The sequence below is a fragment of the Rugosimonospora africana genome (assembly GCF_016862975.1).
Classification (GTDB): Bacteria; Actinomycetota; Actinomycetes; order Mycobacteriales; family Micromonosporaceae; genus Rugosimonospora; species Rugosimonospora africana.
This window is the reverse complement of the sequence record NZ_BONZ01000038.1, coordinates 61,318-85,691: the sequence shown is the minus strand read 5'-3', so window position 1 is coordinate 85,691 and position 24,374 is coordinate 61,318. Positions and strand designations below refer to the sequence as shown.

At 71.9% G+C, this 24,374-nt stretch carries 23 protein-coding genes; 8 read left to right on the top strand and 15 right to left on the bottom strand.

The annotated features are described in order from the left end of the window. Window position 1 precedes the first annotated feature (1 nt). Both Raf01_RS19850 and Raf01_RS19845 read left to right on the top strand, forming a co-directional pair. Entirely contained in the window at window positions 2-370 is a 369-nt protein-coding gene (locus Raf01_RS19850; protein ID WP_203919432.1) for an SCP2 sterol-binding domain-containing protein, read from the top strand. Further along, window positions 367-2,424 carry an amylo-alpha-1,6-glucosidase gene (locus Raf01_RS19845; RefSeq protein WP_203919431.1) on the top strand — a complete coding sequence of 686 codons (2,058 nt, stop codon included), beginning with the start codon at window positions 367-369 and terminating at the stop codon, window positions 2,422-2,424. The genes Raf01_RS19850 and Raf01_RS19845 overlap by 4 nt, the downstream gene beginning before the upstream one ends. Window positions 2,425-2,437: 13 nt before the next feature. Here the strand turns inward: Raf01_RS19845 and Raf01_RS19840 are convergent, their stop codons facing one another. After that, a complete protein-coding gene (locus Raf01_RS19840; protein ID WP_203919430.1) occupies window positions 2,438-3,685 on the bottom strand; it encodes an MFS transporter in 1,248 nt (415 codons plus the stop codon). Between the two features lie 104 nt (window positions 3,686-3,789). On the opposite strand from Raf01_RS19840, the gene Raf01_RS19835 reads away from it, so the two are divergent. Then, window positions 3,790-4,281 carry an Lrp/AsnC family transcriptional regulator gene (locus tag Raf01_RS19835; RefSeq protein WP_203919429.1) on the top strand — a complete coding sequence of 164 codons (492 nt, stop codon included), beginning with the start codon at window positions 3,790-3,792 and terminating at the stop codon, window positions 4,279-4,281. A 30-nt stretch (window positions 4,282-4,311) separates the two neighbouring features. Here the strand turns inward: Raf01_RS19835 and Raf01_RS19830 are convergent, their stop codons facing one another. From Raf01_RS19830 to Raf01_RS19805, 6 genes are all read right to left on the bottom strand, one after another. Then, window positions 4,312-4,893, bottom strand: a complete 582-nt coding sequence (locus tag Raf01_RS19830; protein WP_203919428.1) for a dihydrofolate reductase family protein — start codon at window positions 4,891-4,893, stop codon at window positions 4,312-4,314. Window positions 4,894-5,049: 156 nt separating this feature from the next. Then, window positions 5,050-6,195, bottom strand: coding sequence for an epoxide hydrolase family protein (locus Raf01_RS19825; RefSeq protein WP_203919427.1), 1,146 nt, complete (start codon window positions 6,193-6,195; stop codon window positions 5,050-5,052). A gap of 57 nt (window positions 6,196-6,252) precedes the next feature. Further along, window positions 6,253-6,735, bottom strand: a complete 483-nt coding sequence (locus tag Raf01_RS19820) for a CoA-binding protein (protein ID WP_203919426.1) — start codon at window positions 6,733-6,735, stop codon at window positions 6,253-6,255. 8 nt (window positions 6,736-6,743) lie between these two features. Continuing rightward, window positions 6,744-8,096 (bottom strand): O-acetylhomoserine aminocarboxypropyltransferase/cysteine synthase family protein, encoded by a 1,353-nt coding sequence (locus tag Raf01_RS19815; RefSeq protein WP_239133748.1) that lies wholly within the window; start codon window positions 8,094-8,096, stop codon window positions 6,744-6,746. Further along, on the bottom strand, window positions 8,093-9,301 hold the full coding sequence (metX, locus tag Raf01_RS19810; protein ID WP_203919425.1) for a homoserine O-acetyltransferase MetX: 1,209 nt from the start codon (window positions 9,299-9,301) through the stop codon (window positions 8,093-8,095). Before metX ends, Raf01_RS19815 begins: the two co-directional genes overlap by 4 nt. Window positions 9,302-9,416: 115 nt before the next feature. Next, the gene (locus tag Raf01_RS19805) at window positions 9,417-10,133 is read right to left on the bottom strand and encodes a FadR/GntR family transcriptional regulator (RefSeq protein ID WP_203919424.1); all 717 of its coding nucleotides are present in this window, start codon (window positions 10,131-10,133) and stop codon (window positions 9,417-9,419) included. Window positions 10,134-10,323: 190 nt separating this feature from the next. On the opposite strand from Raf01_RS19805, the gene Raf01_RS19800 reads away from it, so the two are divergent. Further along, entirely contained in the window at window positions 10,324-12,156 is a 1,833-nt protein-coding gene (locus tag Raf01_RS19800) for a 2-isopropylmalate synthase (RefSeq protein ID WP_373319541.1), read from the top strand. A 25-nt stretch (window positions 12,157-12,181) separates the two neighbouring features. On the opposite strand, the gene Raf01_RS19795 is transcribed toward Raf01_RS19800, so the two are convergent. Both Raf01_RS19795 and Raf01_RS19790 read right to left on the bottom strand, forming a co-directional pair. Beyond that, complete coding sequence (locus tag Raf01_RS19795; protein ID WP_203919423.1) at window positions 12,182-12,697, bottom strand: NUDIX hydrolase; 516 nt, start codon at window positions 12,695-12,697, stop codon at window positions 12,182-12,184. Between the two features lie 10 nt (window positions 12,698-12,707). Next, complete coding sequence (locus tag Raf01_RS19790) at window positions 12,708-13,514, bottom strand: DeoR/GlpR family DNA-binding transcription regulator (RefSeq protein ID WP_203919422.1); 807 nt, start codon at window positions 13,512-13,514, stop codon at window positions 12,708-12,710. A 274-nt stretch (window positions 13,515-13,788) separates the two neighbouring features. On the opposite strand from Raf01_RS19790, the gene Raf01_RS19785 reads away from it, so the two are divergent. From Raf01_RS19785 to Raf01_RS19770, 4 genes are read left to right on the top strand one after another with little or no spacing between them, the layout of a single operon-like run. Beyond that, on the top strand, window positions 13,789-15,270 hold the full coding sequence (locus tag Raf01_RS19785; RefSeq protein ID WP_203919421.1) for an MFS transporter: 1,482 nt from the start codon (window positions 13,789-13,791) through the stop codon (window positions 15,268-15,270). After that, a complete protein-coding gene (locus tag Raf01_RS19780; RefSeq protein ID WP_203919420.1) occupies window positions 15,267-16,076 on the top strand; it encodes an MBL fold metallo-hydrolase in 810 nt (269 codons plus the stop codon). The genes Raf01_RS19785 and Raf01_RS19780 overlap by 4 nt, the downstream gene beginning before the upstream one ends. A gap of 3 nt (window positions 16,077-16,079) precedes the next feature. Further along, entirely contained in the window at window positions 16,080-16,835 is a 756-nt protein-coding gene (locus tag Raf01_RS19775) for an HAD family hydrolase (RefSeq protein WP_203919419.1), read from the top strand. Next, entirely contained in the window at window positions 16,829-17,536 is a 708-nt protein-coding gene (locus Raf01_RS19770; protein WP_239133747.1) for an MgtC/SapB family protein, read from the top strand. The genes Raf01_RS19775 and Raf01_RS19770 overlap by 7 nt, the downstream gene beginning before the upstream one ends. 105 nt (window positions 17,537-17,641) lie before the next feature. Here the strand turns inward: Raf01_RS19770 and Raf01_RS19765 are convergent, their stop codons facing one another. From Raf01_RS19765 to Raf01_RS19740, 6 genes are read right to left on the bottom strand one after another with little or no spacing between them, the layout of a single operon-like run. After that, window positions 17,642-18,463, bottom strand: a complete 822-nt coding sequence (locus Raf01_RS19765) for an inositol monophosphatase family protein (protein ID WP_203919418.1) — start codon at window positions 18,461-18,463, stop codon at window positions 17,642-17,644. Between the two features lie 13 nt (window positions 18,464-18,476). Beyond that, window positions 18,477-19,541: a phage baseplate protein gene (locus Raf01_RS19760; RefSeq protein ID WP_203919417.1), complete on the bottom strand. Its 1,065-nt coding sequence runs from the start codon at window positions 19,539-19,541 to the stop codon at window positions 18,477-18,479. Window positions 19,542-19,599: 58 nt separating this feature from the next. Continuing rightward, window positions 19,600-20,646 carry a 2-hydroxyacid dehydrogenase gene (locus tag Raf01_RS19755; RefSeq protein WP_203919416.1) on the bottom strand — a complete coding sequence of 349 codons (1,047 nt, stop codon included), beginning with the start codon at window positions 20,644-20,646 and terminating at the stop codon, window positions 19,600-19,602. Beyond that, window positions 20,643-21,269, bottom strand: coding sequence for a histidine phosphatase family protein (locus Raf01_RS19750; protein ID WP_203919415.1), 627 nt, complete (start codon window positions 21,267-21,269; stop codon window positions 20,643-20,645). The genes Raf01_RS19755 and Raf01_RS19750 overlap by 4 nt, the downstream gene beginning before the upstream one ends. Continuing rightward, window positions 21,266-22,729, bottom strand: coding sequence for an FGGY-family carbohydrate kinase (locus tag Raf01_RS19745; protein WP_203919414.1), 1,464 nt, complete (start codon window positions 22,727-22,729; stop codon window positions 21,266-21,268). The genes Raf01_RS19750 and Raf01_RS19745 overlap by 4 nt, the downstream gene beginning before the upstream one ends. Then, entirely contained in the window at window positions 22,722-24,347 is a 1,626-nt protein-coding gene (locus Raf01_RS19740) for an FGGY-family carbohydrate kinase (RefSeq protein ID WP_203919413.1), read from the bottom strand. The genes Raf01_RS19745 and Raf01_RS19740 overlap by 8 nt, the downstream gene beginning before the upstream one ends. Between the last annotated feature and the right edge of the window lie 27 nt (window positions 24,348-24,374).

The following is a 24,374-nucleotide window of genomic DNA, read 5'->3' as shown; positions in this document are numbered from 1 at the left end:
GATGGCCGACACGATCGCCGCGTTCTTCGACGGTCTCCAACGCGGCGGGCACAACCGGTATCTCGAGGAAGTCTCCGGGGTCATCCGGTTCGACGTCGACGGGGACGACAACGCGACCGACCGGTGGTTTCTGGAGATCAAGAACGGCGATGTCGGCGTTTCGCGGGAGGACCGCGAGCCGGACTGCGTCATCCGCGTCGACCGCGCGCTGTTCGGCGAGATCGTCGCCGGCCGGGCCAACATGTACGCGGCGTGGCTGCGCAACCGGGTGGTCTTCGAGGGCAACACCCGGCTGGCCCGGTCCTTCGAATTCGCGCTGCCCGGCCCACCCGGCGCCCACGACCCTCGGCAGGACCGGGGGCGGCGATGAACCGGAACGCGGTTCAGATCCTGGACGGCAACACCTTCATCGTCAGCGACCGCAGCGGCGACATGGACGCCGACGCCCCGTTCCCGACCGGCCTGTTCTCCTTCGACACCCGGTTCATCTCGACCTGGGCCCTGAGCCTCAACGGACAGCGGCTCGGTCCGCTGACCGTTGACGACCTCGACTACTACCACACCCGGTTCTTCCTGGTGCCGGGCTCGGCCGTCGCCTACACGGACTCCGACGTGTCCATCATCCGGGAGCGTACGGTCTGCCAGGACATGAAGGAGGTGCTGACGATCCTCAACCACCTGCACACTCCCGCCGAGTTCACGGTGCGGCTGGACGTCGGTGCCGACTTCGCCGACATCTTCGAGATGAAGAGCGGCTCGATCCGGAAGCGGGGGGCGACCTCGACCCGCGTCGACGGGCAGTGCCTGCGGCTGTGCTACGAGCGGGAGTCGTTCCGGCGCGAGGCCGCCGTGACCTCATCGATCCCGGCGGACATCGACGAGCGGGGGATGACGTTCCAGATCCGGGTCGGTCCACAGGAGACCTGGACCACCCTTCTGGAGGTGCAGATCCTGGGGTTCAACGGGTCGAACGTCCGGGAGAGCCTGACCGGCAGGCCGGTCCGCAGCCGCGACCAGTTGAAGCGTGACCTGGACGAGTGGCTGGCCCGCGCGCCGCGGCTCGCGACCGACAACGACGACCTGCTCACGTCGTACCGGCGGAGTCTCGTCGACCTCGCGGCGTTGCGCTACACGCCGCTGACCGCGGTGGACGACCGCAGCATGCCCTCGGCCGGCCTGCCCTGGTTCATGAGCATCTTCGGGCGGGACAGCATCTTCACCAGCCTGCAGGCGCTGCCGTTCGCACCGGGGCTGGCCGCTTCGACGCTGAACGTCCTCAGCGTCACCCAGGGCACCAAGCTGGACGACTTCCGGGACTGTGAGCCCGGGAAGATTTTGCACGAGGTCCGGTACGGGGAGAGCGCGGCATTCGAGGAGCAGCCGCACTCGCCGTACTACGGCTCCGCCGACACCAGCCCGCTGTTCGTCGTGCTGCTCGACGAGTACGAGCGGTGGACCGGCGACGTCACCCTTGTACGGCGGATGGAATGGCCGGCCCGCGCGGCCCTGCAGTGGCTGCGCGAGTACGGCGACGCCCGCGGCGACGGCTACGTCTGGTACGCGCCGCGCAACACCACGACCGGTCTGGAGAACCAGTGCTGGAAGGATTCCTGGAACTCCATCTCGTACCACGACGGCAGGCTGCCGGGCTTTCCCAGAGCCACCTGCGAACTGCAGGGCTACTCGTACGACGCCAAGATGCGCGGCGCGCGCCTGGCCCGGTTGTTCTGGAACGATCCCGGGTACGCCGACCAGTTGGAACGGGAGGCCGCCGACCTCAAGCAGCGCTTCAACCGGGACTTCTGGGTGGAGGACGGGCAGTTCTACGCCCTCGCGCTGGACAGCGACGGCGGCCAGGTCGACGCCCTGTCGTCGAACATCGGGCACCTGCTGTGGAGCGGGATCGTCGACGACGGGCGGGTGCGGACCATCGCCGGCCACCTGCTCGGCCCCAAGCTGTTCACCGGCTGGGGAGTGCGCACGCTGGCGAAGGGGGAGGCGCGCTACAACCCGATCGGCTACCACATCGGCACGGTCTGGCCGTTCGACAACTCGTTCATCGCCTGGGGACTGCGCCGCTACGGGCTCAAGGACGAGGCCGGGCAGATCGCGGGCGGCATCATCGACGCGACGCGGTTCTTCGACGGGCGCCTGCCGGAGGCGTTCGGCGGGTACGAGCGTGAGCTGACCAAGTATCCGGTCGAGTACCCGACGGCGTGCAGCCCGCAGGCGTGGTCCACGGGCGCCATCTTCCTGCTGATCCGGACCATGCTGGGCATGGAGCCGGACGGCGACCGCCTGATCGTCGACCCGCTGCTGCCGTCACACATCGGCTGGTTGGAAGTCCTGGACGTGCCCGGGCGGTGGGGCAAGGCCGACGCGTTCGGCCGCAGAGCCGACTTTCCCCACGTTCACGCGCCCTGACCGGCCGCACCGGTCAGGTTCGACTCCCGGGTTCCGACCAGTCCGGCCCGGCCCGTCTGGCGCCGCGCCACGACCCAGACCAGTCGGCGCGCAGCGCCAGGACCAGCGCCGGTACCGCGATCAGCGCACCCGAGGTGGCGGCCAGCATCCGGTACCCGCCGGTGGCCAGCAGCGTCGTCGAAGCCAGGCTGGCCACCGCGGCCATGCCCCACACCGCCGCGTCCACGGCACCCTCCACCCGGGCGCGCTGGGCCGCCGGCAACTCGCCGGCCAGCCCGGCACTGCCGGCGACGAAGCAGAGGTTCCACGCGTACCCGAGCAGGAACAGGTCCACCTGACGCAGCGGATCGCGCCCCGCCACACCGGCCGCGGCCAGCCCCGCGGCGAGTGCCAGTACGGCGAGGCCGGCGCCCATGACCGGCCGGGCGCCGAACCGGTCGACCAGGCGCCCGGTCACCGGAGACAGCGCGAACATGCCCAGCGTGTGCGCGGACAGCGTCAGGCCGACCGGACCGAACGCCGCGCCGTGGTCGTGCATGTCCAGCGGCGCCGCGGTCATGATGGCGACCATCACCACCTGCGCGGTGGCCATCACCGCGAGGGACGGCGCGGCGGCGGGGCTGCGCAGCAGGGTGCGCACCGGCACCCGGGTGGCCGGTGTTCCGCCACCGGCCGGAAGCGCGGACAGCGAGAGCGCCGCCACCGCCGCGGCGACCGCCGCGAACGCGAACGGGCCGGCGAACGCGGACGTGCCCAGCCGGGTCGCGGCCGAGACGAGCGGAGTGAGCAGCAGCGGGCCGCCGACCGCACCGACGCTCGCGGCCCAGACCAGCATGCTGATCGCGTACCCGCGGCGGGGCGACGGGTACAGGTCGGCCATCGCGTACCGGGACAGGAAAGCGCTCGCGTTGCCGAGACCGAGCAGCAGCATCCCGAACACGACGTCGCCCACGTCGCCCCGGGCACACGCCGGTACCGCGATCAACGCGCCGGCCACGGCGCACAGGTACCCGACCAGGAGCCCGCGTCGCGGTCCCCAGCGACCGATGACTCGGCTCAGCGCGACCGCACCGACTCCGGTGCCGACGATCGCGGCGGTGTTGGGTACCGCACCCCACGCCGTCCCCAACCACTGGGCGGCGGCGATCGTGCTCACCGGGCTCACGACGGCGATGGCGGCGTTCATCAGCGCACCGGCGGTGAGCAGCCCGGGTACGGCGGAACGGCGGGCGGTACGCGAGTCGCCCCTGGTAGTCAGCATTCGTCAAGGCTAGAAAGGCGCAGCGTCGAGTTGAATGGCGCGCGGTGCCCGATCGGGCGCTCCGACCTGTTGAACGCAAGGCAGATCCGGTGAAGACTTGCGGAGTGAACAGACCCCTCGATCAGACCGACTGGCGGATCATCGCGGCCCTGCAGGAAGACGGCCGGCTCTCCTTCAACCAGCTGGGTCGCCGGGTCAATCTCTCGGCTCCCGCTGTCGCGGAACGGGTGCGGCGCCTGGAGGAGTCCGGGGTCATCGCCGGATACCAGGCGCGCATCGACCCGGTCCGCGCCGGCCTGCCGCTGACCGCGTTCGTGCAACTGCGCTGCGCCCTGACCAAGTGCCTGCTGAAGACCACCAACTCCGACGAGTTCCCGGAGGTCGTCGAGGTGCACAAGCTCAGCGGCAACTGGTGCTCGATGCTCAAGGTCAGGGTGGCCTCGATGCCGCACCTGGAGGGACTGCTGGAGCGCATCGGCACGCACGGCGAGATGAACTCCCACGTGGTGCTGTCCACCCAGTACGAGGGCCGTGCGGTCGAGCCGCCGCCGACGGATCCGCAGTTGGCCAGCCGCAGCGAGGGCTGGCGACGCTGACCTGCCGGCGCGACCGCTGGGTTCGCCCGGTCAGCGTTGGGACGCCGGTGACCATCCGGCGTCGCGCCCGGGCACCTCGCCGGTCCGGGCGTCGACCCGGTACACGATTTCCACCGCGCCGCCGGGCAGCGCGCGCTCGCTCTCCAAGACCAGGCCGGTGGCCGGGCTCAGCGACTCCGTCAGCCGCATCCCGCCACCGAGGAACAGCGGGAGAAGCAGGAGTTCGATCGTGTCCAGCGCGCCGAGCGCCCGGAACGTTTCGATCGTGCGCGGGCCGCCGACCAGGTGGACGTCGCGGCCCCGGTTGGCGGCGCGCATCCGCTCCAGCAGCCGCACCGGATCGCTGTCGACGACCACGTGCTCGGGGGTACCGGCCGGGCGGTGCGTGCCCAGCACGAACACCTGCAGGTCCGGCCAGGGCCAGCGGTCGTTGTTCAGGGCCGGTTCGAAGGTCGTGCGCCCCATCAGCGCCGCCTCGCACCCGGACAGGAACTCCGGGAAGCCGTGGCTGCGACCGGAGACGAACGACGGGTCGGCGGTCAGTGCCGGCCAGCCGCCCGGCGTGGTCACGTAGCCGTCGGCACTGATGCTGGTACGCGCCCGGATCCGCATCGGGTCACTCCGTTTCTCGAAGGTCGTGGAACTGTCTCGACGTGAGAAGGTCGGAGCCGGTCCCGGCGGTTCGACATCGCGGCCGGACTTCTTTCCGGCCGGATCCCGCGCTGTCCGGGTCCTCCGCTGTCCGGGTCCTCCGCTGCCGCCGCCCGGCTACCGCCGCACGGTCCGGAAGAACTTCCGGATGTCCGTCACCAGCAGGTCCGGGGCCTGGAGCGAGGCGAAGTGACCGCCCCGCGGGTAGGTCGACCAGCGGGTGACCGTGTTCGACAACTCCGCCAGTCCACGGACGGCCCGGTCGCCGAGGAAGTTCGCCACGGCGGTGGGTACCGGCGACGGGGCCGGACGCCGTCCCCACGCCTCGGCTCTAGCCTCCCGGTACAGGCGTGCCGCCGATCCGGCCGTCCCGGTTAGCCAGTACGCGGTCACGTTGGTCAGGATCGTGTCGCGGTCGATCGGGCTCCGGTCGGTCCGGGTCGGATCCCAGTCCACGAACCACTCCAGGTTCCAGGCGAGCTGCCCGGCCGGGGAGTCGTTGAGGGCGTACGCCAGCGTCTGCGGCCGGGTGGACATCTGCGTCGCGTACCCGGAGTGGGAGTACCACCACGCCTGGTTCTGCTCGGCCCGGTCCCGCTCGTCCGGAGCGAGCCCGGAAAGCTCATCCGGGTCGGTCGGGGTCGACGCGTTGGCCAGGGCGTTGACGTGGACCCCGGCGACCCGCCCGGGGTCGACCCGGCCGAGTTCGGGCGAGACGATGCTGCCGAAGTCGCCGCCCTGTGCCCCGAAGCGGTGGTATCCCAGGCGCCGCATCAGTTCGGCCCACGCCCGCGCGATGCGGCCGATGCCCCAGCCGGTGTCCTGGGTCGGTCCGGAGAACGCGAAGCCCGGCAGCGACGGGGCGACCACGTGGAAGGCGTCGGCCGGGTCGCCGCCGTGCGACCGGGGATCGGTCAGCGGGCCCAGGATGTCCAGGAAGTCGTACACCGTGCTCGGCCAGCCGTGCGTGATGACCAGGGGAAACGCGTCGGGTTCGGGGGAGCGGGCGTGCAGGAAGTGCACACTCTGCCCGTCGACCTCGGTGGTGTACTGGTCGACCTCGTTGAGCCGGGCCTCGTGCCGGCGCCACTCGTACCCGGTCCGCCAGTACTCGACCAGGTCGGCGAGGTAGTCCCGGTCGACGCCGTACGACCAGCCGGTCCCGGGCAACTGGTCGGGCCACCGGGTGCGCGCGAGGCGGTCGCGGAGGTCGTCGAGGTCGGCTTGCGGAACGTTGACGCGGAACGGCTGCGGATCGGTCATTCGCCCAGCCTGGCACGGATATAGGACAGTCGCCGGCCTACATCCCGCCGGTCCGGGCTACTGGAGCCCGGCGCGCACCGACGTGATGCGCTGGGTGTTGAAGCCGAGCCAGTGCATCCGGCCCACGTAGCGGGCGTGCTCGATCTTCATGCAGCGGTCCATGACCACGGTCAGGCCGGCGTCCTCCGCGATCCGCGCGCCCTCCTCGTTGACCACACCGAACTGGCCCCAGAGGGCACCGGCGCCGATCGCCACCGCGTCCCGTGCGATGCCCGGCAGCGCGGCGGGCGCCCGGAACACGTCCACGACGTCCACGTGCACGGGTACGTCCGACAGGCTCGGGTAGCACGTCTCGCCGAGGATCTCCGTTTCCCGGGGATTGACCGGGATCACCTGGTAGCCGTGCCGTTTGAGGTAGTAGCCGACGAAGTAGCTCGGGCGCAGTTCGTTCTTCGACAGGCCGACGATCGCGATGGTCCGTGCGGTGTTGAGCACCCGCTGGATCGTCAGCGGGTCCTGGTAACGGGTGAGGTCGGTCATGCCTGCCACTACCTTCTTCCGGCTGACGCGGCGACGTGTGCGAAGCCCTGCTCGAGGTCCCAGATCAGGTCCTCGACGGACTCGGTGCCGACAGAGAGCCGCACCGTGCCCGGCGCGACGCCGGACGCGGCGAGTTCGTCGTCGCTCAACTGCCGGTGGGTCGTACTGGCGGGGTGGATGACCAGGCTCTTCGCGTCGCCGACGTTGGCCAGGTGGGACCAGAGCGTCAGGCCACGGATGAGGTCCTGTCCACCGTCCCGGCCGCCGGCGCACTCGAAGGAGAACACCGCGCCCGCGCCGCGGGGCAGGTACTTCTCCACCAGCGGCCGGTACTTGCTCGTCGACAGGCTGGGGTACGTCACGTGCGAGGCGAGGTCGTGCCGCTCCAGGAACTCCGCGATCCTGAGCGCGTTGGTGACGTGGCGCTCCATGCGCAGCGACAGCGTCTCCAGCCCCTGAAGGAACATGAACGCGTTGAACGGCGCGAGTGCGCCGCCGAGATCGCGCAGCGTCTCCGCGCGCAGCTTCATCAGGTACCCGTAGGCGCCGAAGGTCTCGTGGAACTGCAAGCCGTGGTAGGCCGGCGACGGATCGGCGACCACCGGGAACCGACCGTTGGACCAGTCGAACGTGCCCGAGTCGACGACGACGCCGCCGATGCTCGTGCCGTGGCCACCGATGAACTTGGTCGCCGAGTGGATGACGATGTCGGCGCCCCACTCGATCGGGCGGCACAGGTACGGAGTCGCGAACGTGTTGTCCACGATCAGCGGCAGGTCGTGCTCGTGCGCGATGGCCGCCACCGCCTCGATGTCCAGCACGTTGGCGGCGGGATTGCCGATCGTCTCGCCGAAGAACGCCTTCGTGGTCGGGCGGACCGCCCGGCGCCACGCGTCCAGGTCGTCGGGGTCGACCCAGGTCAGCTCGACGTTCATCTTGCGGAACATGTGCTTGAACTGGTTCACCGAGCCGCCGTACAGGGCCGAGGACGAGACGACGTGGTCGCCCGGCTCCAGCAGCGTGAACAGCGCGGCCGCCTGTGCGGCGATGCCGCTGGCGAAGGCCACCGCGCCGGACCCGCCCTCCAGGTTCGCCACCCGTTCCTCGAACACGGCGACCGTCGGGTTCATGATGCGCGAGTACGTGTTGCCGTACTCCTGCAGGTTGAAGTAGGCCGCCGCGGACTCGGGGTCCTCGAAGACGTAGCTGGTGGTCTGGAAGATCGGCACGGCTCGCGCACCGGTGTTCGGGTCGGGCCGTTGCCCGGCGTGCAGTTGCCGGGTCTCGAATCCGAACGCGTGCGCTTCCTCGCCGCGGGGTGGCTCTCCGGTCACGAAATGTGCCTCTTTCTTCGATGTCACGCGCTGGTCCCGTCCTCGGCCAGGAAACGGCGGATGATCGGCGTCTGCCGCGCCTCCTCGAGCAGGAAGCAGTCGTGGCCGTAGGCCGCGTCGATCACGTGACACTCGACCGGTTTCCCGGCCGCGTGCAACGCGTCTTCGATGTCCCGGGAGGCGGACGGCGGGTACAGCCAGTCGGAACTGAACGCGATCAGCAACGTCCGCGCCGAGATGTCGTCGAACGCCCGCGCGAGCGACCCGCCGCCGTGCTGCCGAGCGAGGTCGAAGTATGTCAACGCCCGCGACGTGTAGAGGTACGTGTTCGCGTCGAACCGCTTGACGAAGGACGCGGCCTGATGGCGCAGGTAGTTCTCGACCTGGAACTCGGGTTCGTCGATCGTGTAGCGGATGTCGTCGGAGAACTGCAGCCGCCGGCCGAACTTCTCGCTCATCGCGACCGCGGACAGGTACGTGACGTGCCCCACCATGCGCGCCACGCCCATGCCGGCGTCCGGTGTCTGCCCGGTGCCGTGGTAGTGGCCGCCCTGCCAGGCCGGGTCGCGCATGATCGCCTCACGGGCGATCGCGTTCCACGACACGCCCTGCGGGTGCAGGGCGTGGGTGCTGGCGATGGCCACCACGGCGTCGACCTGATCGGGGAAGAGGATCGCCCATTCCAGGGCCTGCATACCGCCGAGCGAGCCACCGGCCACCGCCGCGAGGCGCTCGATGCCGAGGACGTCCAGGAACGCCCGCTCGGTCCGCACCATGTCCGCGACCGTGATGACGGGAAAGTTCGATCCGTACGGCTTCCCGGTCGCCGGGTCGATCGAGGAGGGTCCGGTGGTGCCGCGGCAGCCGCCGAGGAGGTTCGTGGAGACGACGAAGAAGCGATCGGTGTCGAACGCCTTGCCGGGGCCGATCATGCCGTCCCACCACCCGAGCGCCTTGCCGGCCGTGCCGTCGCGGTCGTCGGCGGCGAAGCCGTCGCGCGCGCTCTGCCCCGGCGTCCTCGCGATGCCGGCTGCGTGGGCGTCGCCGGACAGTGCGTGGCAGACCAGGATGACGTTGTCCCGGTTGGGGGAGAGGGTGCCGTAGGTCTCGTACGCCACCCGAACCGGGTGCAGCTGCCGACCGCAGTCGAGCTGAACCGGCTCCGGCAGGTCGACGTACCGCGTCTCGACAGGGCCAACCGAGCCGGCCGCGCGTGTCGAGGCTGTTTCCATGGGCGCGATCATAGCCTGGCCAGCGCGCATGCCTTGATCGTCCCGACCGGCGCACGCGAGGGAGGCCGGCGAAACGGGCAGGCGACGCGACAGCGGTGTAAAGCGGCGTCGACGTTCAGGCTCTGCCCGACGCGCGCGCTTCCGGCGCCGGGCGACCGACCACCCTGTCCCGCATGGCGGCCAGATGCGCGCGGCTGAGTGTCGCCGCGTCCTCCGGGAGGCGGTCGCGGATCGCCTCGACGATCGCGGCGTGCGCCTCGTGGTCGGCACGCCCGCGGTGCGCTGGCGCGAGCCGGAGCATGTCGAGCATCGCGCCGCGGACCCGCGGGACGAACGCCTGGAACAGCTCGGTGAGTACCGAGTTGTGCGCGGCCGCGACCACCGCGCGGTGGAAGGCGGTGTCCGCGTCGACGTACCCCTCGTTGCCGGCCTGGCGGGCGGCCCGCTCCCGCTCGCGCAGCAGCGACCGCATCGCGCGCAGGTCGGCGGGTGTCCGGCGGTCGGCGGCGAGCCGCGCGGCCTCGGACTCGATGGCGATCCGCCCCTCGATGACCTCGGCGATGCCGGCCCGGCGCATGACCGTCGGCCAGACCTCGACCGGCTGGGTGGACTGCACGAAGACGCCCGCCCCCTGCCGGCTCTCCAGGACACCCCGGCCGGCCAGCTCGCGGATGGCCTCCCGGACGGTCGAGCGGCCGACGCCGAGCGTCACGGCCAGCGTGGTCTCGCCGGGCAGCTTGTGTCCCAGCGCCCACTCGCCCGCGCCGACCCGCGCGAGGATCGCCTCCGCGGCCTGCTCGGCCAGTGGATGCCGGCGGATCCGATCGGTCATCCACGTCTCCCGTCATCGCTCGAACTTCTCAGCTTGTCTGAGGAGTTGACTCCGCCTAGCATAGCCGTCGTGTCGTGGGGCGCGCTGCTTCTCCTTAGCCGCCACGGCGGGGCCCGATCGGCCGGCACCCCGCCGTGGGGGTTCCGCGCGCCGGTCTGGCCAGTCGTCGAGACCACAGGAGACCTACGTCATGACCCAGCGCACAGCCTTTCGGACCCTGCGCACTCCGGCGGGTGAGATCCCGGCCGGCCAACCGGCGTGGAACCGCCAGCGCCGCTCGCAGATGCCCTCCCACCGCTACCGCGACGTGTACGCGCGGGTTCCGGTGCCTGATTCCGGCCGGAGTTGGCCGGGCAACCGCATCGCCGCCGCGCCCCTGTGGGTACCCGTCGACCTGCGCGACGGCAACCAGGCGCTCGTCGAACCGATGGACCCCGCCCGCAAGCGCCGGTTCTTCGAACTCATGGTCGCCATGGGCTACAAGGAGATCGAGGTCGGGTACCCGTCGGCCTCACAGACCGACTTCGACTTCGTACGGCTGCTGGCCGAAAGTGACCTGGCACCGCCGGACGTCACGATCGTCGTGTTCACCCCGGCCCGGCGTGACCTCATCGAGCGCACCTTCGAATCCATCCGCGGCATGCGCCACCGGGTCATCGTGCACATGTACACCGCGACCGCCCCGGTGTGGCGGCGGGTCGTCCTCGGCCGCGAACGCGACGAACTCGCCGCGCTCATCGAGTCCGGGGCGCGGGACGTGCTGCGGCGCTCCGGCGACGATCCGCGGATCGGGTTCGAGTTCTCGCCCGAGGTCTTCAACCTGACCGAACCCGACTACGTGCTCGACGTGTGCCGGCGGATGACCACGCTCTGGGACGCGGCGCCCGACCGGCCGGTGGTGCTCAACCTCCCCGCCACCGTGGAGGTCGCCACGCCGAACGTGTACGCCGACCAGATCGAGTACATGCACCGCAACCTGGACCGGCGGGACGCGGTCATCCTGTCCGTACACCCGCACAACGACCGGGGTACCGGGGTGGCCTGTGCCGAACTCGCGGTACTCGCCGGCGCGCAACGGGTTGAGGGGTGCCTGTTCGGCAACGGGGAGCGCACCGGCAACGTCGACCTCGTCACGCTCGGGCTCAACCTGCACGCCCAGGGCGTCGACCCGATGGTCGACTTCTCGGACATCGACGAGATCCGCCGTACCGTCGAGGACTGCAACCGGATCGGGGTGCACGAACGGCACCCGTACGCAGGTGACCTGGTCTACACCGCCTTCTCGGGTACGCACCAGGACGCCATCCGCAAGGGATTCGCCGAGCACCGCCGCCGGGCGGTCGCGGCCGGCGTACCCGAGTCGGCCGCGCCCTGGGAGGTCCCGTACCTGCCGATCGACCCGGCCGACGTCGGCCGCGACTACGACGCGGTGATCCGGGTCAACAGCCAGTCCGGCAAGGGCGGCGTCGGGTACCTGCTGCACACCGGGCACGGCCTCCAGCTGCCCCGGCGCCTGGAAATCGACTTCGCCCGCCACGTGCAGCGGCACGCCGACACCACGGGCGAGGAGGTCACCGCCGCCGCGCTGTGGCGGCTGTTCCAGGCCGTGTACCTGACGCCGGAGACCGGGCGCGTCGCGCTGTCCTCCTGGAGCACCCAGCGCACCGCGGACGGCAGGGACCGGCTGACCGTGACGCTCACCGTCGACGGCCGCATCGTCCAGCGGTCCGGCACCGGGGACGGTCCGGTCGACGGGCTGCGGCTGATCCTGGCGGAGTTGGGCGTACCGGTCGAGGTGCTCGGGCTGACCCAGCAGTCGCTCGGTCCCGGCAGCGACGCGGCCGCCATCACCTACCTGGAGTTCCGGGTGGGGCATCGCTCCGGATGGGCGGTGGCGCGCGACAAGTCGGTGCTCGCCGCGACCGTCCGCGCGCTGGTTCAGGCCGCGAACGTCGATCCGCTGGGACCCGGCCGTGCGGCGGCCGGGCCGGCGGAAGCCGCTGCGCTCGAACGCAGCCGGTGACGCCGGTGGCCGCCAGCCGGACCGGTCAGGACCACACTTCCAGCGGCTCGTCGATCGTGTCGCCGGCCAGGAAGCGGGTCAGAAACCGGGGGAGTTGCCCGGGGTAGAACCGATCGGTGCTGGCGGCCACCTCGGCGGCCGGCCACCACCGGAAGTCGAAGTAGTCCTCTTTCTCGTAGTCCAGCCGGCCGTCGCCGTCGATGGCGGGTCCGGGTCCCTCCAGCCGTACCTCCAGCACCCTCTCGTGCTGGAGACGGCGGACCCGGCGGTGGCGGAACGAGCCGTCGCGGGTCCACGTCGGTACGCCGACCTGAGCGTCGGCGACGGCGATGCCGGTCTCCTCGCGCAGTTCGCGCACCGCGGCCTGGCGGTAGGTCTCGCCGGGGTCGATGCCACCACCGGGCAGTTCCCACCACTGGCCGAGTTCCGGCGCGGTGAGTTCGTGGGTGTGGAAGAGCAGGATGCGGTCGAGCGTGTCCCGGACGACCAGGCGCACGACGTCGCGCTCGACGATGGGCAGATCCCGCGGCAGTGCGGCCATGGGCACCACGCTACCCAGAGGCGTCCGGACCGGTACGCGCGGCGACCGTGGTGGCGATCTGCTGCTCGGTCAGCGCGCGCAGCGCTTCGGGTGCGGCGCCGTCGTCGGTGACGAGCCGTTCGAACCTGGCCAGGTCGGTGACCCGGTGCAGCGCCGATCTGCCCAGCTTGCTGTGGTCGACCAGCAGAACGCGGCGGCTCGCGACATCCAGCATCGCCCGCTTGGTGACGACGATCTCCTGTTCCTGGTGGTGGACGCCGCCGTCGGCGACACCGGCGAACGAGTAGAAGCCGATGTCAGTGTGCAGCGCCCGAGCCGACTCGGTGCACGGCACGCCGACGAACGAATCGTGGAGCTCGTTGTACTCCCCGCCGAGCGCGATGAGCCGGATGTTCTTGCGGCCCATCAGCAGCGTGATGATCGGTGCGAAGTTCGTGATGACGGTCAGCGGCTCGATGTCGGCGGCCAGCTCGGCGAGCGCGAGCGTGGTGGTCGAGTCGTCGAACAGCACCGACATGCCGGGCTCGATGAGCTCGACGGCCTCCCGCGCGATGGCCCGCTTCTCGGCGAGCGCCAGCTGTCTCCGGTAACCGACGTTGCTCTCGAAGACGCTGGAGGGCAGGGCGGTCACGCCGCCGTGGAACTTGCGGACCAGCCCGCGCCGGGCCAGTTCGTCGAGGTCGCGGTGCGCGGTGACCAGGCTGACGTCGAACAGGTCGGCCAGGTCCTGCGCGCTGGCCGTGCCGACCCGCATCAAGTATTCGGCGACATCCTGCTGGCGCGTGGCCGGCTCTTTGCGCCGCCCTCGGTCCGTCATCCGTGCCCTCCACCCGGTGGTCACCGCGCTCGCGCGCGGTGCTGGTCAGACTACCGCCGGCGAGGATGCGACTCGCGGCCGCCGAACCGATTCTGTCGAAAACAGTGCCTGCATATTAAGCCGTCCGATGGTAACTTGTCGCTGCACAGCGATAATTTCTCACTCGCGGCTGAACGACCGGCCCCGGTCGCCCCGCCGCCGCAGGAGACCGAGGTGCCGCCATGCCCAGTCGACAAGCCCCTTCGCCCGAGCACGCGGAGCGGGAGCTGACCAGATGACCGCCGCAACGCTCGACACCGCCGACCTGTCCCGGTTCCGTCGCAGGCTGACGCTGCTGTCGTCGATCGGAATGTTTCTCGACGGCTTCGACCTGACGGTCATCGCCGTCGCACTGCCGGTACTGAAGAAATCCTGGACCTTCACGTCCTTCACGCTCGGCGTGACCAGCTGTTCGGCGATCGTCGGGATGTTCGTCGGCGCGCTGGTCTTCGGCCGGGTGGCCGACCGCGTCGGCCGCAAGAAGATGTACCTGATCGACCTCATCGGGTTCGTCGTGTTCGCCGCGCTGGCAGCCTTCTCCGCCGACGTGTGGGAACTGATCCTGTTCCGCTTCCTTCTCGGACTGTGCATCGGCGCGGACTATCCGATCTCGTCGTCGCTGACCGCCGAGTTCGGGTCCCCCCGCGACCGCGGCCGGCTGGTGGTGGTACTGAGCCTGATGTGGAACGTCGGCGCGCTCGCCGCCTACCTCGTCGGCGTGGCGTTCCTGCCGATCGGAACCAGCGGCTGGCGCTGGATGCTGCTCGTCGGTGCCGCGCTGGCCCTGGTGACCCTGGTGTTCCGGGCCAGCATCCCGGAGTCGCCCCGGTGGCTGATCGCGCACGGCCGCGCCGACGAGGCCCGGCGGATCGTCGCCGACCTGGTCAACCGGGAGGCCCCCGGCAGCCGGCTCGCCGCCGCCGACGTGGTGCTGCCCGATCCAGACCGGCCGGTCGGCCAGTTCGCCGGCGGCCAGCCCGCCACCGGCCAGCCCGCCACCGGAACCGGGCAGTGGCGCCGGCTGTTCTCCCGCGGCCTGATCAGCGCGACCTTCTTCGTGTGCGTGTTCTGGTTCGCCCACGACGTGGCGTACTACGGCATCCAGATGTACAGCCCGACGATCCTGACCTCGCTCGGCGGCTCCACGCAGCTGGCAGCCGACATCGGATCGGCGATCATCGCGGCGCTCGGCGTGGTGGGCGCGGTGATCGCCGTGCTGTTCGTCGACTCGTGGGGCCGCCGGCCGGTGCTGCTCACCGCGTTCGCCGGCGAGACGGCCGTCCTGGTGGCCCTGGCCCTCGCCCACGCACCGGCGCTGGCGCTCATCGTGGTGCTGTTCGCGATCGCGATCCTGTTCTCCAACATGGGTCCGGGCACGCTGGACATGGTGTACTGCACCGAGCTGTTCCCGACCGACCTGCGCGCGGCCGGCACCGGACTGGGCACCGCGGTGAGCCGGATCGGCGCGATCCTCGGTGTGCTGGTCTTCCCCGACCTGGTGTCCGCCTGGGGCGTGACCGGCGCACTGTGGCTGTTCGTGGCGGCCGGCGTGCTCGGCCTCGTCACCACCGCCGTCCTGGCACCGGAGACCAAGAACCGCACGCTGGAACAGACCATCGGAACCCGGCGGCACCGGGACGGCGGCTCCGCGCCGGTACCCGGGCCGCGTTCCGACCTGACCACTGTGACCACCGACGGACAAAGGGAGTATCGGTGACTGACACCCGACTGACAGTGCTGGGTTACCGGGCCGGCCGGCCAGACGCGGTCTCTGCCTGCTCCGGCTACCTGGTCGAGCACGGCGAGGTCCGGGTCCTCGTCGACTGCGGCCCGGGAATCGTGACCCAGCTCGTGTCGCGGGGCCTGGAACACCGGCTCGACGCTGTGGTTCTGACCCACCTGCACCAGGACCACGCCTTCGACGTCGTGCCGCTCGCGTTCACTCGGTTGCTGACAAAGGAACCGCCGCCACGCATCCCGCTGTGGATACCGGAGGACAGCGTCGACACGCTGGCCGCTCTCGACGAGTGGGCCGCGGTACCCACCGATCCGGTGGTGGGCCGGCCGCTGGCGACCGCGTTCGACGTACGGCCGCTGGTGCGGGACGGCGCGACGGCGGTGCCGATCGCGGACGGCGTGAGCCTCACCGCTCACCGCGCCCGGCACGCGGTGCCGAGTGCGTCGCTGCGCTTCGACCTGGCCGGCCGGATCCTGGCGTTCTCGTCCGACACCGGCTGGTGCGACGGGGTGCTCGCCGCCGCGAGCGACGCCGACGTGTTCGTGTGCGAGGCGACGTACCTGACGGCCGACCCGGCGATGCTCGCCGAGCACGGGCACCTCACCGCCCGGATGACCGGCGAACTGGCTGACGCCGCCGGGGTCGGCCTGCTGGTCGTCAGCCACCTGCTCGGCTACGACGACGAGGAGTCGTTCGCGGCGGCCCGCGCCGCGGCCGGCCGGGTGCCGGTGGTCCTGCCGGCACGGGCCGGACTGGTCGTGCCGGTCGAGCGGGCGGTGCGGTGAGCGATGGTGCTGGTGCTGTGGGACGTCGACCAGACATTGCTGGACATCGGCACCGTCGACCGGCAGGTGTGGTTCTCGCTGTGCGCGGACCTGGTGGGAGTGCCGGTCCGCCCGGCCGCGGTGCGGCAGGGCAGCACCATCCGGCCGATCCTGCGGTCCATCCTGCGTGAGTACGGCGCCGACCCGGCCACCGCCGAGCGTCTGCTGCCCGAGGCGTTGCGGCGCGAGGTGGCCGGCGTCGCGGCGGCCCGGCCCCGGTTCGCCGAGCACGGCCGGGTGCTGCCCGGTGTGCGCGCGGTCGTCGCGGCGCTGGCCCGCACGGCCGGGGTGGTCCAGTCGGTGCTGACCGGAAACCAGGTCGACACGGCGCGCCTCAAACTCGCCGCGTTCGGCCTGGTGCCGCCGCTCGACCTGGCGGCCGGCGCGTTCGGTTCGGACAGCGAGGACCGACCCGCCCTGGTGCCGGTCGCGCGGGCACGTGCCGAGGCGGCGTACGGCGCCGACCGCGTGGGACCGATCGTGCTGGTCGGCGACTCGCGCCTGGACGTCGAGACCGCCCGGGACAACGGGGTACGGATCGTCGCGGTGGCGACGGGGGAGACCTCCCGCGAAGCGTTGGCCGCGGCCGGTGCGGACGTCGTCCTGGACGACCTCGCCGACCAGCGGCGGGCGCTGGCCGCGATCCTGGGCGGCTCCACCGGCGGTGCCGCCGTCCCCACCGCGTCGCCTGCCGCGGCGAGACCGGCCGACACGTGGTGACGTTCTTCGGCCAGGGCTGGGCCCAGGTGGGGGAACTGGCTCTCGCGCTGGCACTGTCCACCGCGGTCGGGGTGGAGCGGGAGATCCGGCAGAAGAGCGCCGGGCTGCGTACCCACAGCCTCGTCGGGTTCGCCTCGGCACTCATCATGCTGGTGTCCAAGTACGGATTCGGCGACGTGCTGGGTACCCACGTCACGCTCGACCCGTCCCGAGTGGCCGCCCAGATCGTGTCCGGCATCGGGTTCATCGGCGGCGGCCTGATCTTCGTGCGGCACGACGCGGTGCGCGGCCTGACCACGGCCGCCACCATCTGGCTGACCGCCGCCATCGGCATGGCCGCGGGCAGCGGGCTGTGGCTGCTGGCGATCCTGGTCACCGCGGGCCATTTCCTGGTCGCCGTGGCCTTCACTCCGTTGGCGCTCCGGCTGCCCCGGTCGAAGTACGCCCCGTCCCGGCTCCGGCTGTCCTATCTGGCCGGACGCGGTGCCCTGCGCCTGGCGCTGGCGGAGTGTGCCCGCTACCGCTTCACCGTCGGCGACCTGTCGATCGAGCAGAGTGGCGACGGCGCGAACCCGCGCGCCGTCACGGTGTGCCTGTCCATCCAGGGTTCCGGATCGGTCAGCGGACTCACCGCGGCACTGGCCGACATCGACGGCATCCTCGCCATCTCCGGCGGCGACGCCGACCCCGCGCCGCCCTGACGGTCGCCGGCCGGACGCGCTGGCGGTGGCGGCGGCGTAGCGGATCGCGGAAGTCCCGCGCCAGCCGGCCGGGTGCCCCCGGGCCCACCGGAGGCACCCGACCGGCTACCCCCGTACCGTGGCGAGACTCTCTCGCGCGGCGCTCACCAGCCCGGTCAGCGCGGGAATGAGCGCCGGATTGGCCGCGATCGTCGCCGTCGAATCGAGACCGTGCGGGCTGCCGTCGGCGTCGACCACCAGCGCGCCGGCCTCGGCGGCCAGGACGACCCCGGCCGCCGTGTCCCACGGCTTGTTGCTCAGCGCCACGCACGCGTCGAAGCGTCCGGCCGCGAGCCAGACCAGATCGATCGCCGCCGAGCCGACCATCCGGATCCGCTGGACGTTCGCCGCGAGCCGGTCGGTCAGCGCGATGCGCAGCCGGTTCTCGTGATCCGCCCCGGTACCCACGGCGTAGTCGCCGAGCGCGACGATGGCGTCCGGCAGCCGGCGGGTACCGGGCACCGACAGCCGGCCGCTCTCGTCGAACGCGCCGTGGCCGCGCACCGCCCAGTACCGCTCGCCGAGGTACGGCATCGCGATGACCCCGAGCACCGGATGTCCATTGTGGACGAGGCCGAGGGAGACCGCGCACAGCGGGATGCCGTGCACGAAGTTGGCGGTACCGTCCACCGGATCGAGGATCCAGCTCGTCTGGCTCGCCAGGTCGGTACCGCCGTCCTCCTCGCCGTGGAAGCCGATGTGCGGGGTCTCGTCGCGCAGGTACTGGCGCAGGGCGCGTTCGACCGCGTAGTCCATCTCGGACGCCATGTCCCGGTCGCCCTTGCTGGTGAGCGTGCCCGGCCGGCTGGTGCGCAGCAGGTGTACCGCGAGGTCCACCGCCCGGCGCGCGGCCGGCAGCGCGGATGCCGGATCGAAGAGCTGTCCCATCGTCGCCGTGTCCTCAGCCCCGCTGGTCCTGGTAGTAGACGCTGGCCAGCTTCGCCGTGTCGGTGCTCGACACCGTCGAGGCGAAACCCCAGCACAGGCGCAGGTTGCCGGGCCGGCGGGGATCCGGCGTCGCGACGGCCATGCCCTCGGGCTCCCGGAAGAGCAGGTCGGCGCCGGCCTCGATCAGGGAATCGGCGACGATGCCGCCGGTACGGAGGTCGACGCGGGAGATGTGCGTGTTCCCGACCGGGCTGACCGAACCGGCGGCGCCGTACGCGTCGCCGGTCAGCAGATACAGGTTCCCGCCGGAAAAGGTGAAGCCCTGGAACGTGCCGGGCAGCGTCGGCTGGGCGATGTCGGTCAGGACGCGGCACCGCCCCCGGTTGACCTCCGACAGCCGGAACAGCGCGTAGTGGAACACGCCGGATCGGGCGTACCGCACGAGGAGCAGGTCCTCGCGGACGTTGACCGACACGGTCGTGTGGTCGGTTCCCGGGATGAGCGCGACCTGCCGGATGCGCGGGTCCGACGCGGTCAGGACGGCGCCGTCGGCGAAACGGAACCGGCCCAGGTGCTGCCCCCAGCCGTTCGTCCCGCCGTAGTTGTCCGATGCCACCTCGGTCCACAGGTACGCGCCCGAGCGGTGCGGCTCGACGCCGATCTGCACGCCGTGGCCGAATCCCTTGAGGAACATGTGGCCGGTCTCGTTGCCGGCCGGGTCGAGCTGCGTCAGGCACAGGTCGCCGTTCGCGGCCCGGGTCGCGCCGCTGACCGGCGCCGGTTCGTCCGGCAACTGCTGCCCGCCGGCCATCAGCTGCACCGCGTAGAGCCGCCGGTTGTGGTCGTCGAAGGCGAACGACTGCAGCACCGTGTTGTTGTGCAGCGGCTTGGCGCGAAACAGCGCGGTGGCCGGGCGGGTGAGGTCGAAGGGCCGGTGGGGCGGTGATCCGTGGCGACCGGTCGGGGCGGCGTGTGCGGCGGCCGGCGCCGCCTGGGCGAGACCGGCGGCGGCCAACGCGCCGCCTCCGGCCAGCAGCAGCGCCCTCCTGCCGAAGCGGGCCGGTGTCCTGTCTGTCAAGCTCGATCCTCCGTCGACGGTGATGGGAATGCGGGCGACGCGTTTCGGCGCGGGTACTTCAGGTGCGGGCGGCGACCGCCGGGTTGGCCAGGTACGCCAGCGGTTCGCCGCCCAGGTACCGGGCCACCTCGTCGGCGGCCATGCCGATGGCGTGGGTGGCGGTCTGCCGGGTTGCGCCGGCCAGATGCGGGGTGGCGACCAGGTTGCGCGTGTGCCGCAGCCGGGAGTCCCCGGCGAGCGGTTCCGCGTCGTACACGTCCAGCGCGGCGGCGGCGAGGTGACCGTCGTCCAGCGCGTCGCACAGCGCGTCGTAGTCGAGCAGTCCGCCCCGCGCGGTGTTGACCAGCACGCCGCCCGCGGGCATCAGGGCGAGCTGGGGGCGGCCGATCATGTGACGGTTGGAGTCGGTCAGCCGCGCGTGCAGGCTGACGATCTGGCTGCGACGCAGCAACTCGTCCAGGCCGACCAGTCGCACCGGCGGCGTGGCGGGAAGGTCGGCCGCATCGGCGTACGGGTCGTGCACCAGCACCTCGGCGCCGAGAGCGTGCAGTGTCGTCGCCACCCGTCGGCCGATCGCGCCGTACCCGACGAGCCCCACCGTGGCGCCGTCGATCTCCAGCCCGCACTCCTCGTACGCGTAGAGGTCGCTGCGCCACTCGCCGTGCATCAGGGTGCCCTGGGTGTACGGGATGCGCCGCAGCGCCGCGAGCATCAGGGCCACGGTGTGCTCGGCGGCGGCCGAGGCGTTGCGCCCGGGCGTGTAGGCGACCGACACGCCACGTTCGGTCGCGGTGGCCACGTTGACGTTGACCGGGCCGCCCCGGCAGCAGACGATGAGCCGCAACCGTTCGGCGGCGGCCAGCACCCGGGCGGTGAATGGGGCCATCTGGGTCACCGCTATCTCGACGTCCCGGACCGCGTCGAGGATCTCGTCCTCGTTCGCGGACGCCTCGTCGACCTCGGCCACCCGCCCGAACGGCTCGTACGGCCAGGCGCCGACCACCTCGCGCAGCTCCAGCGGCCGGTCGACGCGTTCGGTGAGCGCGGCGGCCATCAGATCGTTGCGGATGAAGTGGTCTCCGGCCAGCAGTACCCGGGTGGTCATGGAACGAGGCTCCTCACATGGTCGATCGGTGAGTTGAATTCCAGCAGCGTCACCTCGTCGCCCCGCAAACCGATCTCGGTGATGCTCGCGTTGCGGACGAACGGGAAGACCGAGCGGTACCGCATCAGGGGCAGCCCGAACAGCCGGCACAGCAGCAGCCGCAGCAGGGTCGAGTGGGTCACCACGAGGATCCGCTCGCCGGGGTGCCGGGCGGCGATGTGTGCCAGCCCGTCGTGGGCCCGCCGCGCCGCGAGAGCGGGCGACTCGCCGCCGGGCATCGGCGAGCCGGCAGGATCGGCGAGGAACGCGGCGACGGCGTCCGGATCGGTCGCCCGCATCTCCTCCAGCGTGTGCCCCTCCGCCCGGCCGAAGTCCAGCTCCCGCAGGCGTGGCTCGATCCGGACCTCGGTGCCGATCGCGGCCGCCGCGGGCAGCGCCGTACGCCGGGCCCGGTCCAGGTCGGAGGCCCACACCGCGGCGAGCCCGGCGTCGCGTGCCCAGGTGCCCAGCGTCTCGGCCTGAGCGAGCCCCCGTTCGGTCAGGGCGACGTCGGAGGTGCCGGTGTACCGGTTGTCGGAGTGCCACTGGCTTTCACCGTGGCGGGTCAGGACGATGCGGGTCATGATGTGAACCTCTCCCTGGCGGTCTCGGCGATGGTCTCGGGCAGCCATGCTCGCCGGGTCAACTCGTCGACCAGCTCCAGGTACCGCCCCGTGTACGCCCCGGCGGCGTGTGCCCGGGGCTCGATGACCACCGGCTTCGCCGCCGTCCGGGCCAGTTCGCCGGCCTGGCGGCTGTCGCGTCGCGAGGCGAGCACGGCCATGCCGAACGCGGCGTCGGCGTGCCGGGTGACCGACACCGGGCGCCCGAGCACATCGGCCTGCACCTGGCACCAGTACCGGCTGGCGCTGCCGCCACCGGTGAGCGTCACCGTGTCGACCGGCATGCCCAGATGGCTCAGGTAGTCGAAGCCGAGCCGCTCGATGAACGCGACGCCCTGCAGCGCGGCGGCGTAGTGCTCAGCCGTCCCGGAGATCTCGCCGAGCGCGAACGACTCGGCCTGGGGCGCGACGAAAGGGAAGCGCTCGCCCCGGCCGACCAGCGGGTACAGCACCGGAGCCGTGGACTCCACCGATCGTGCCAGCGCGTCGAGCCGCTCGTGGTCGGCGTCTCCGAACGCGTGGGCGAGATAGCCCGCCCCGACGCTGGACGCGCCCCCGGGCAGCCACGATCCGTCCGCCGCGCGGTGGGAGTAGACGGCACCCTCCGGGTCGCGGACCAGCGCCGGGGTGACTCCCTTGAACACCAGCGTGGTACCCAGGACGCAGTTCCAGCTGCCGGCGGCGACCACCCCGGCGGCCAGTTGGGAGGCACAGCCGTCGGTCATTCCCGCCACGATCGGGGTGCCCGGCGGCAGGCCGGTCTCCGCGGCGGCGGCCACGCCGACGGTACCGATGACCTGTCCGGGCGCCACCACGTCGGGCAGCAACGGCTGCGGTACGCCCAGCGCGTCCAGCAGCTCGGCCGGCCACCGCAGCTCCAGGAGGTCGTATCCGGACTTGAGCGCGTGCGACCAGTCGGTCGCGACCGGGTTGCCGGCCAGCCAGCCGGTGACCACGTCGCTCTGGTGTCGCAGCCGTGCGTCCGGAGGCAGCGCCGGCCGCTGGGCGAGCAGCCACAGCAGCTTGGGCAGCGCCCAGGACGGCTGCACCCGGTAGCCGAGCCGGGACCACAGTTCGGCACCGGCCCGGTTGGCCGCCTCCGCCTGGGCGCCCGCCCGGACGTCGTCGTACATGAGGCCGGGGGCCAGCGGCCGGCCACGCCCGTCGACCACGGTGATCGTGCCGGACGTGGCGCACACGGCCAGTGCCGCGACCCGGTACCCAGGCGCGCCGTACAGCGCCTGGCGGCAGGCTCCGGCCACCGCGTCCGTCCAGTCCCGGGGGTCCTGTTCGTGGCGTCCGGGCGCGCGGACGCTCGTCAACGGACGGCTGCCTTGCCCCAGGACGCCGCCCGAGCCGTCGATCAGGACGGCTCGCGCGCCCTGCGTGCCGACGTCGATGCCCAGCCACGCCTCAGCCACGGCCGCCTCCGCTCTCGGCGCCGACGACGGATTCGGCGCCGACAGTCTGGGCGCCGACGGATTCGGCGCCGACGGACTGAGCGTCGACGGATTGGGCGCCGACGGATCCGGCACCGACGGACTGGGCGCCGGCAGTCTGGGCACCGGCGGTCTCGGCGCCGTCCGCGAACACGGTCGAGGCGAGCGGCCGGCGACGCACCCACTCCTCCGCCAACCGCCGGTGCCGGTCGGCCCGGTTCCGGTCCGGGACCAGCCGCTCGACCGGTCCCCGGAGCGCCTCGCCAGCGGTCGTCAGGTCGCGGTGCCGGCCGAGGGCCACCTCGGCGAAGATCGCGGCGCCCAGCGCGCCCACCTCCCGATCGGTACCGCGCAGGACGTCCACACCGGTGGCGTCGGCGATGAGTTGGCACCACAGGCGGCTTCGCGCGCCGCCACCGCACAGCCGGATGCCATCGGGGCGCCGGCCGGTGGCCTGGACACAGTCGGCCACCACCAGCGCGAGCCCTTCGAAGATGCCACGCGCCAGTTCGGCGCGGCCGTGCTCGAAGGAGAGCCCGAAGACAGCCCCGCGGGCGGCCGGTGCCCAGAACGGCGCGCGTTCGCCGGCCGGCGACAGGTACGGCAGCACGAGCAGGTCATCGGAGGCCGGCCGGGCGGTCGACGCCAGTGCGGCCAGCTCCTCGGGACCGGACACGCCCAGCAGGTCCGCCGCCCAGGACAGCGCCTCCACGCCGGTGAGCGTGGGGAACGCCCGCAGGTACCGGCCGGGCGGGCTGATCGCGAGGGTGAAGCCGGCCGCTTGATCCGGTACCGGTACCGCGTCGAGCACCATCGAGGCGCACAGTGTGGTGCCGAGGACGCAACACGCCTGGTCCGGTTCGAGTGCGCCGGCACCGATCGCGGTGGCGGGCACGTCGTAGGGCGCCACGACGACCGGCGTCCCGGCCGGAAGTCCCAGTTCGTCGGCGGCGTCGCCGCGCAGCGGCTCGATCCGTTGCTCGTCCGGACGGACCGGCGGCAGGAGCCGGGCGAGGTCGTCGAGGCCGAACAGCTGGATGAGTCGCTCGTCGTACCGGCGGCTCGTCAGGTCGAGAAACGGCGCGGACGCGTCCGACTCGTCGACCGCGAGCGCGCCGGTGAGCTTGGCGAACAGCCATCCGTTGCAGGTCAGTGCGGCGCTCGCCGCGGCGAGCCGGTCGGGCTGCCGCTCACGCAGCCAGGCCAGGACGGCGTTGAGCAGGCCGGGAAACGTCGGCGAGCCGGTCAGCGCCGACGCCCGGTCCAGCGTCCCGTCCCGGCGCCAGGTGTCGACCACCCCGGTGGCGCGCGCGTCGTTCCACAGGATGGCCGGCCCGACCGGCTCCAACGCCTTGTCGACGAGCCAGCAGCCGTCGCCCTGCGCGGTGGTGACGATGCCCTCGACCGGAGCCGTGGCGGTGATCAGCGCCGTCCGGGCGGCAGCCACCGTGGCCTTCCACGTCGTCATCATGTCTTGCTCGCGGTACCTGCCGGTGCGCTGCACCGGCGTGTCGACGGAACCGGTGCCGACCTGGCGACCGTCGTGGTAGGCGACTGCCTTGATCGACGAGGTGCCGGCGTCGATGGCCAGGATGGTCATGTGCCTGTCCGCCGCGGCCCGCCGATC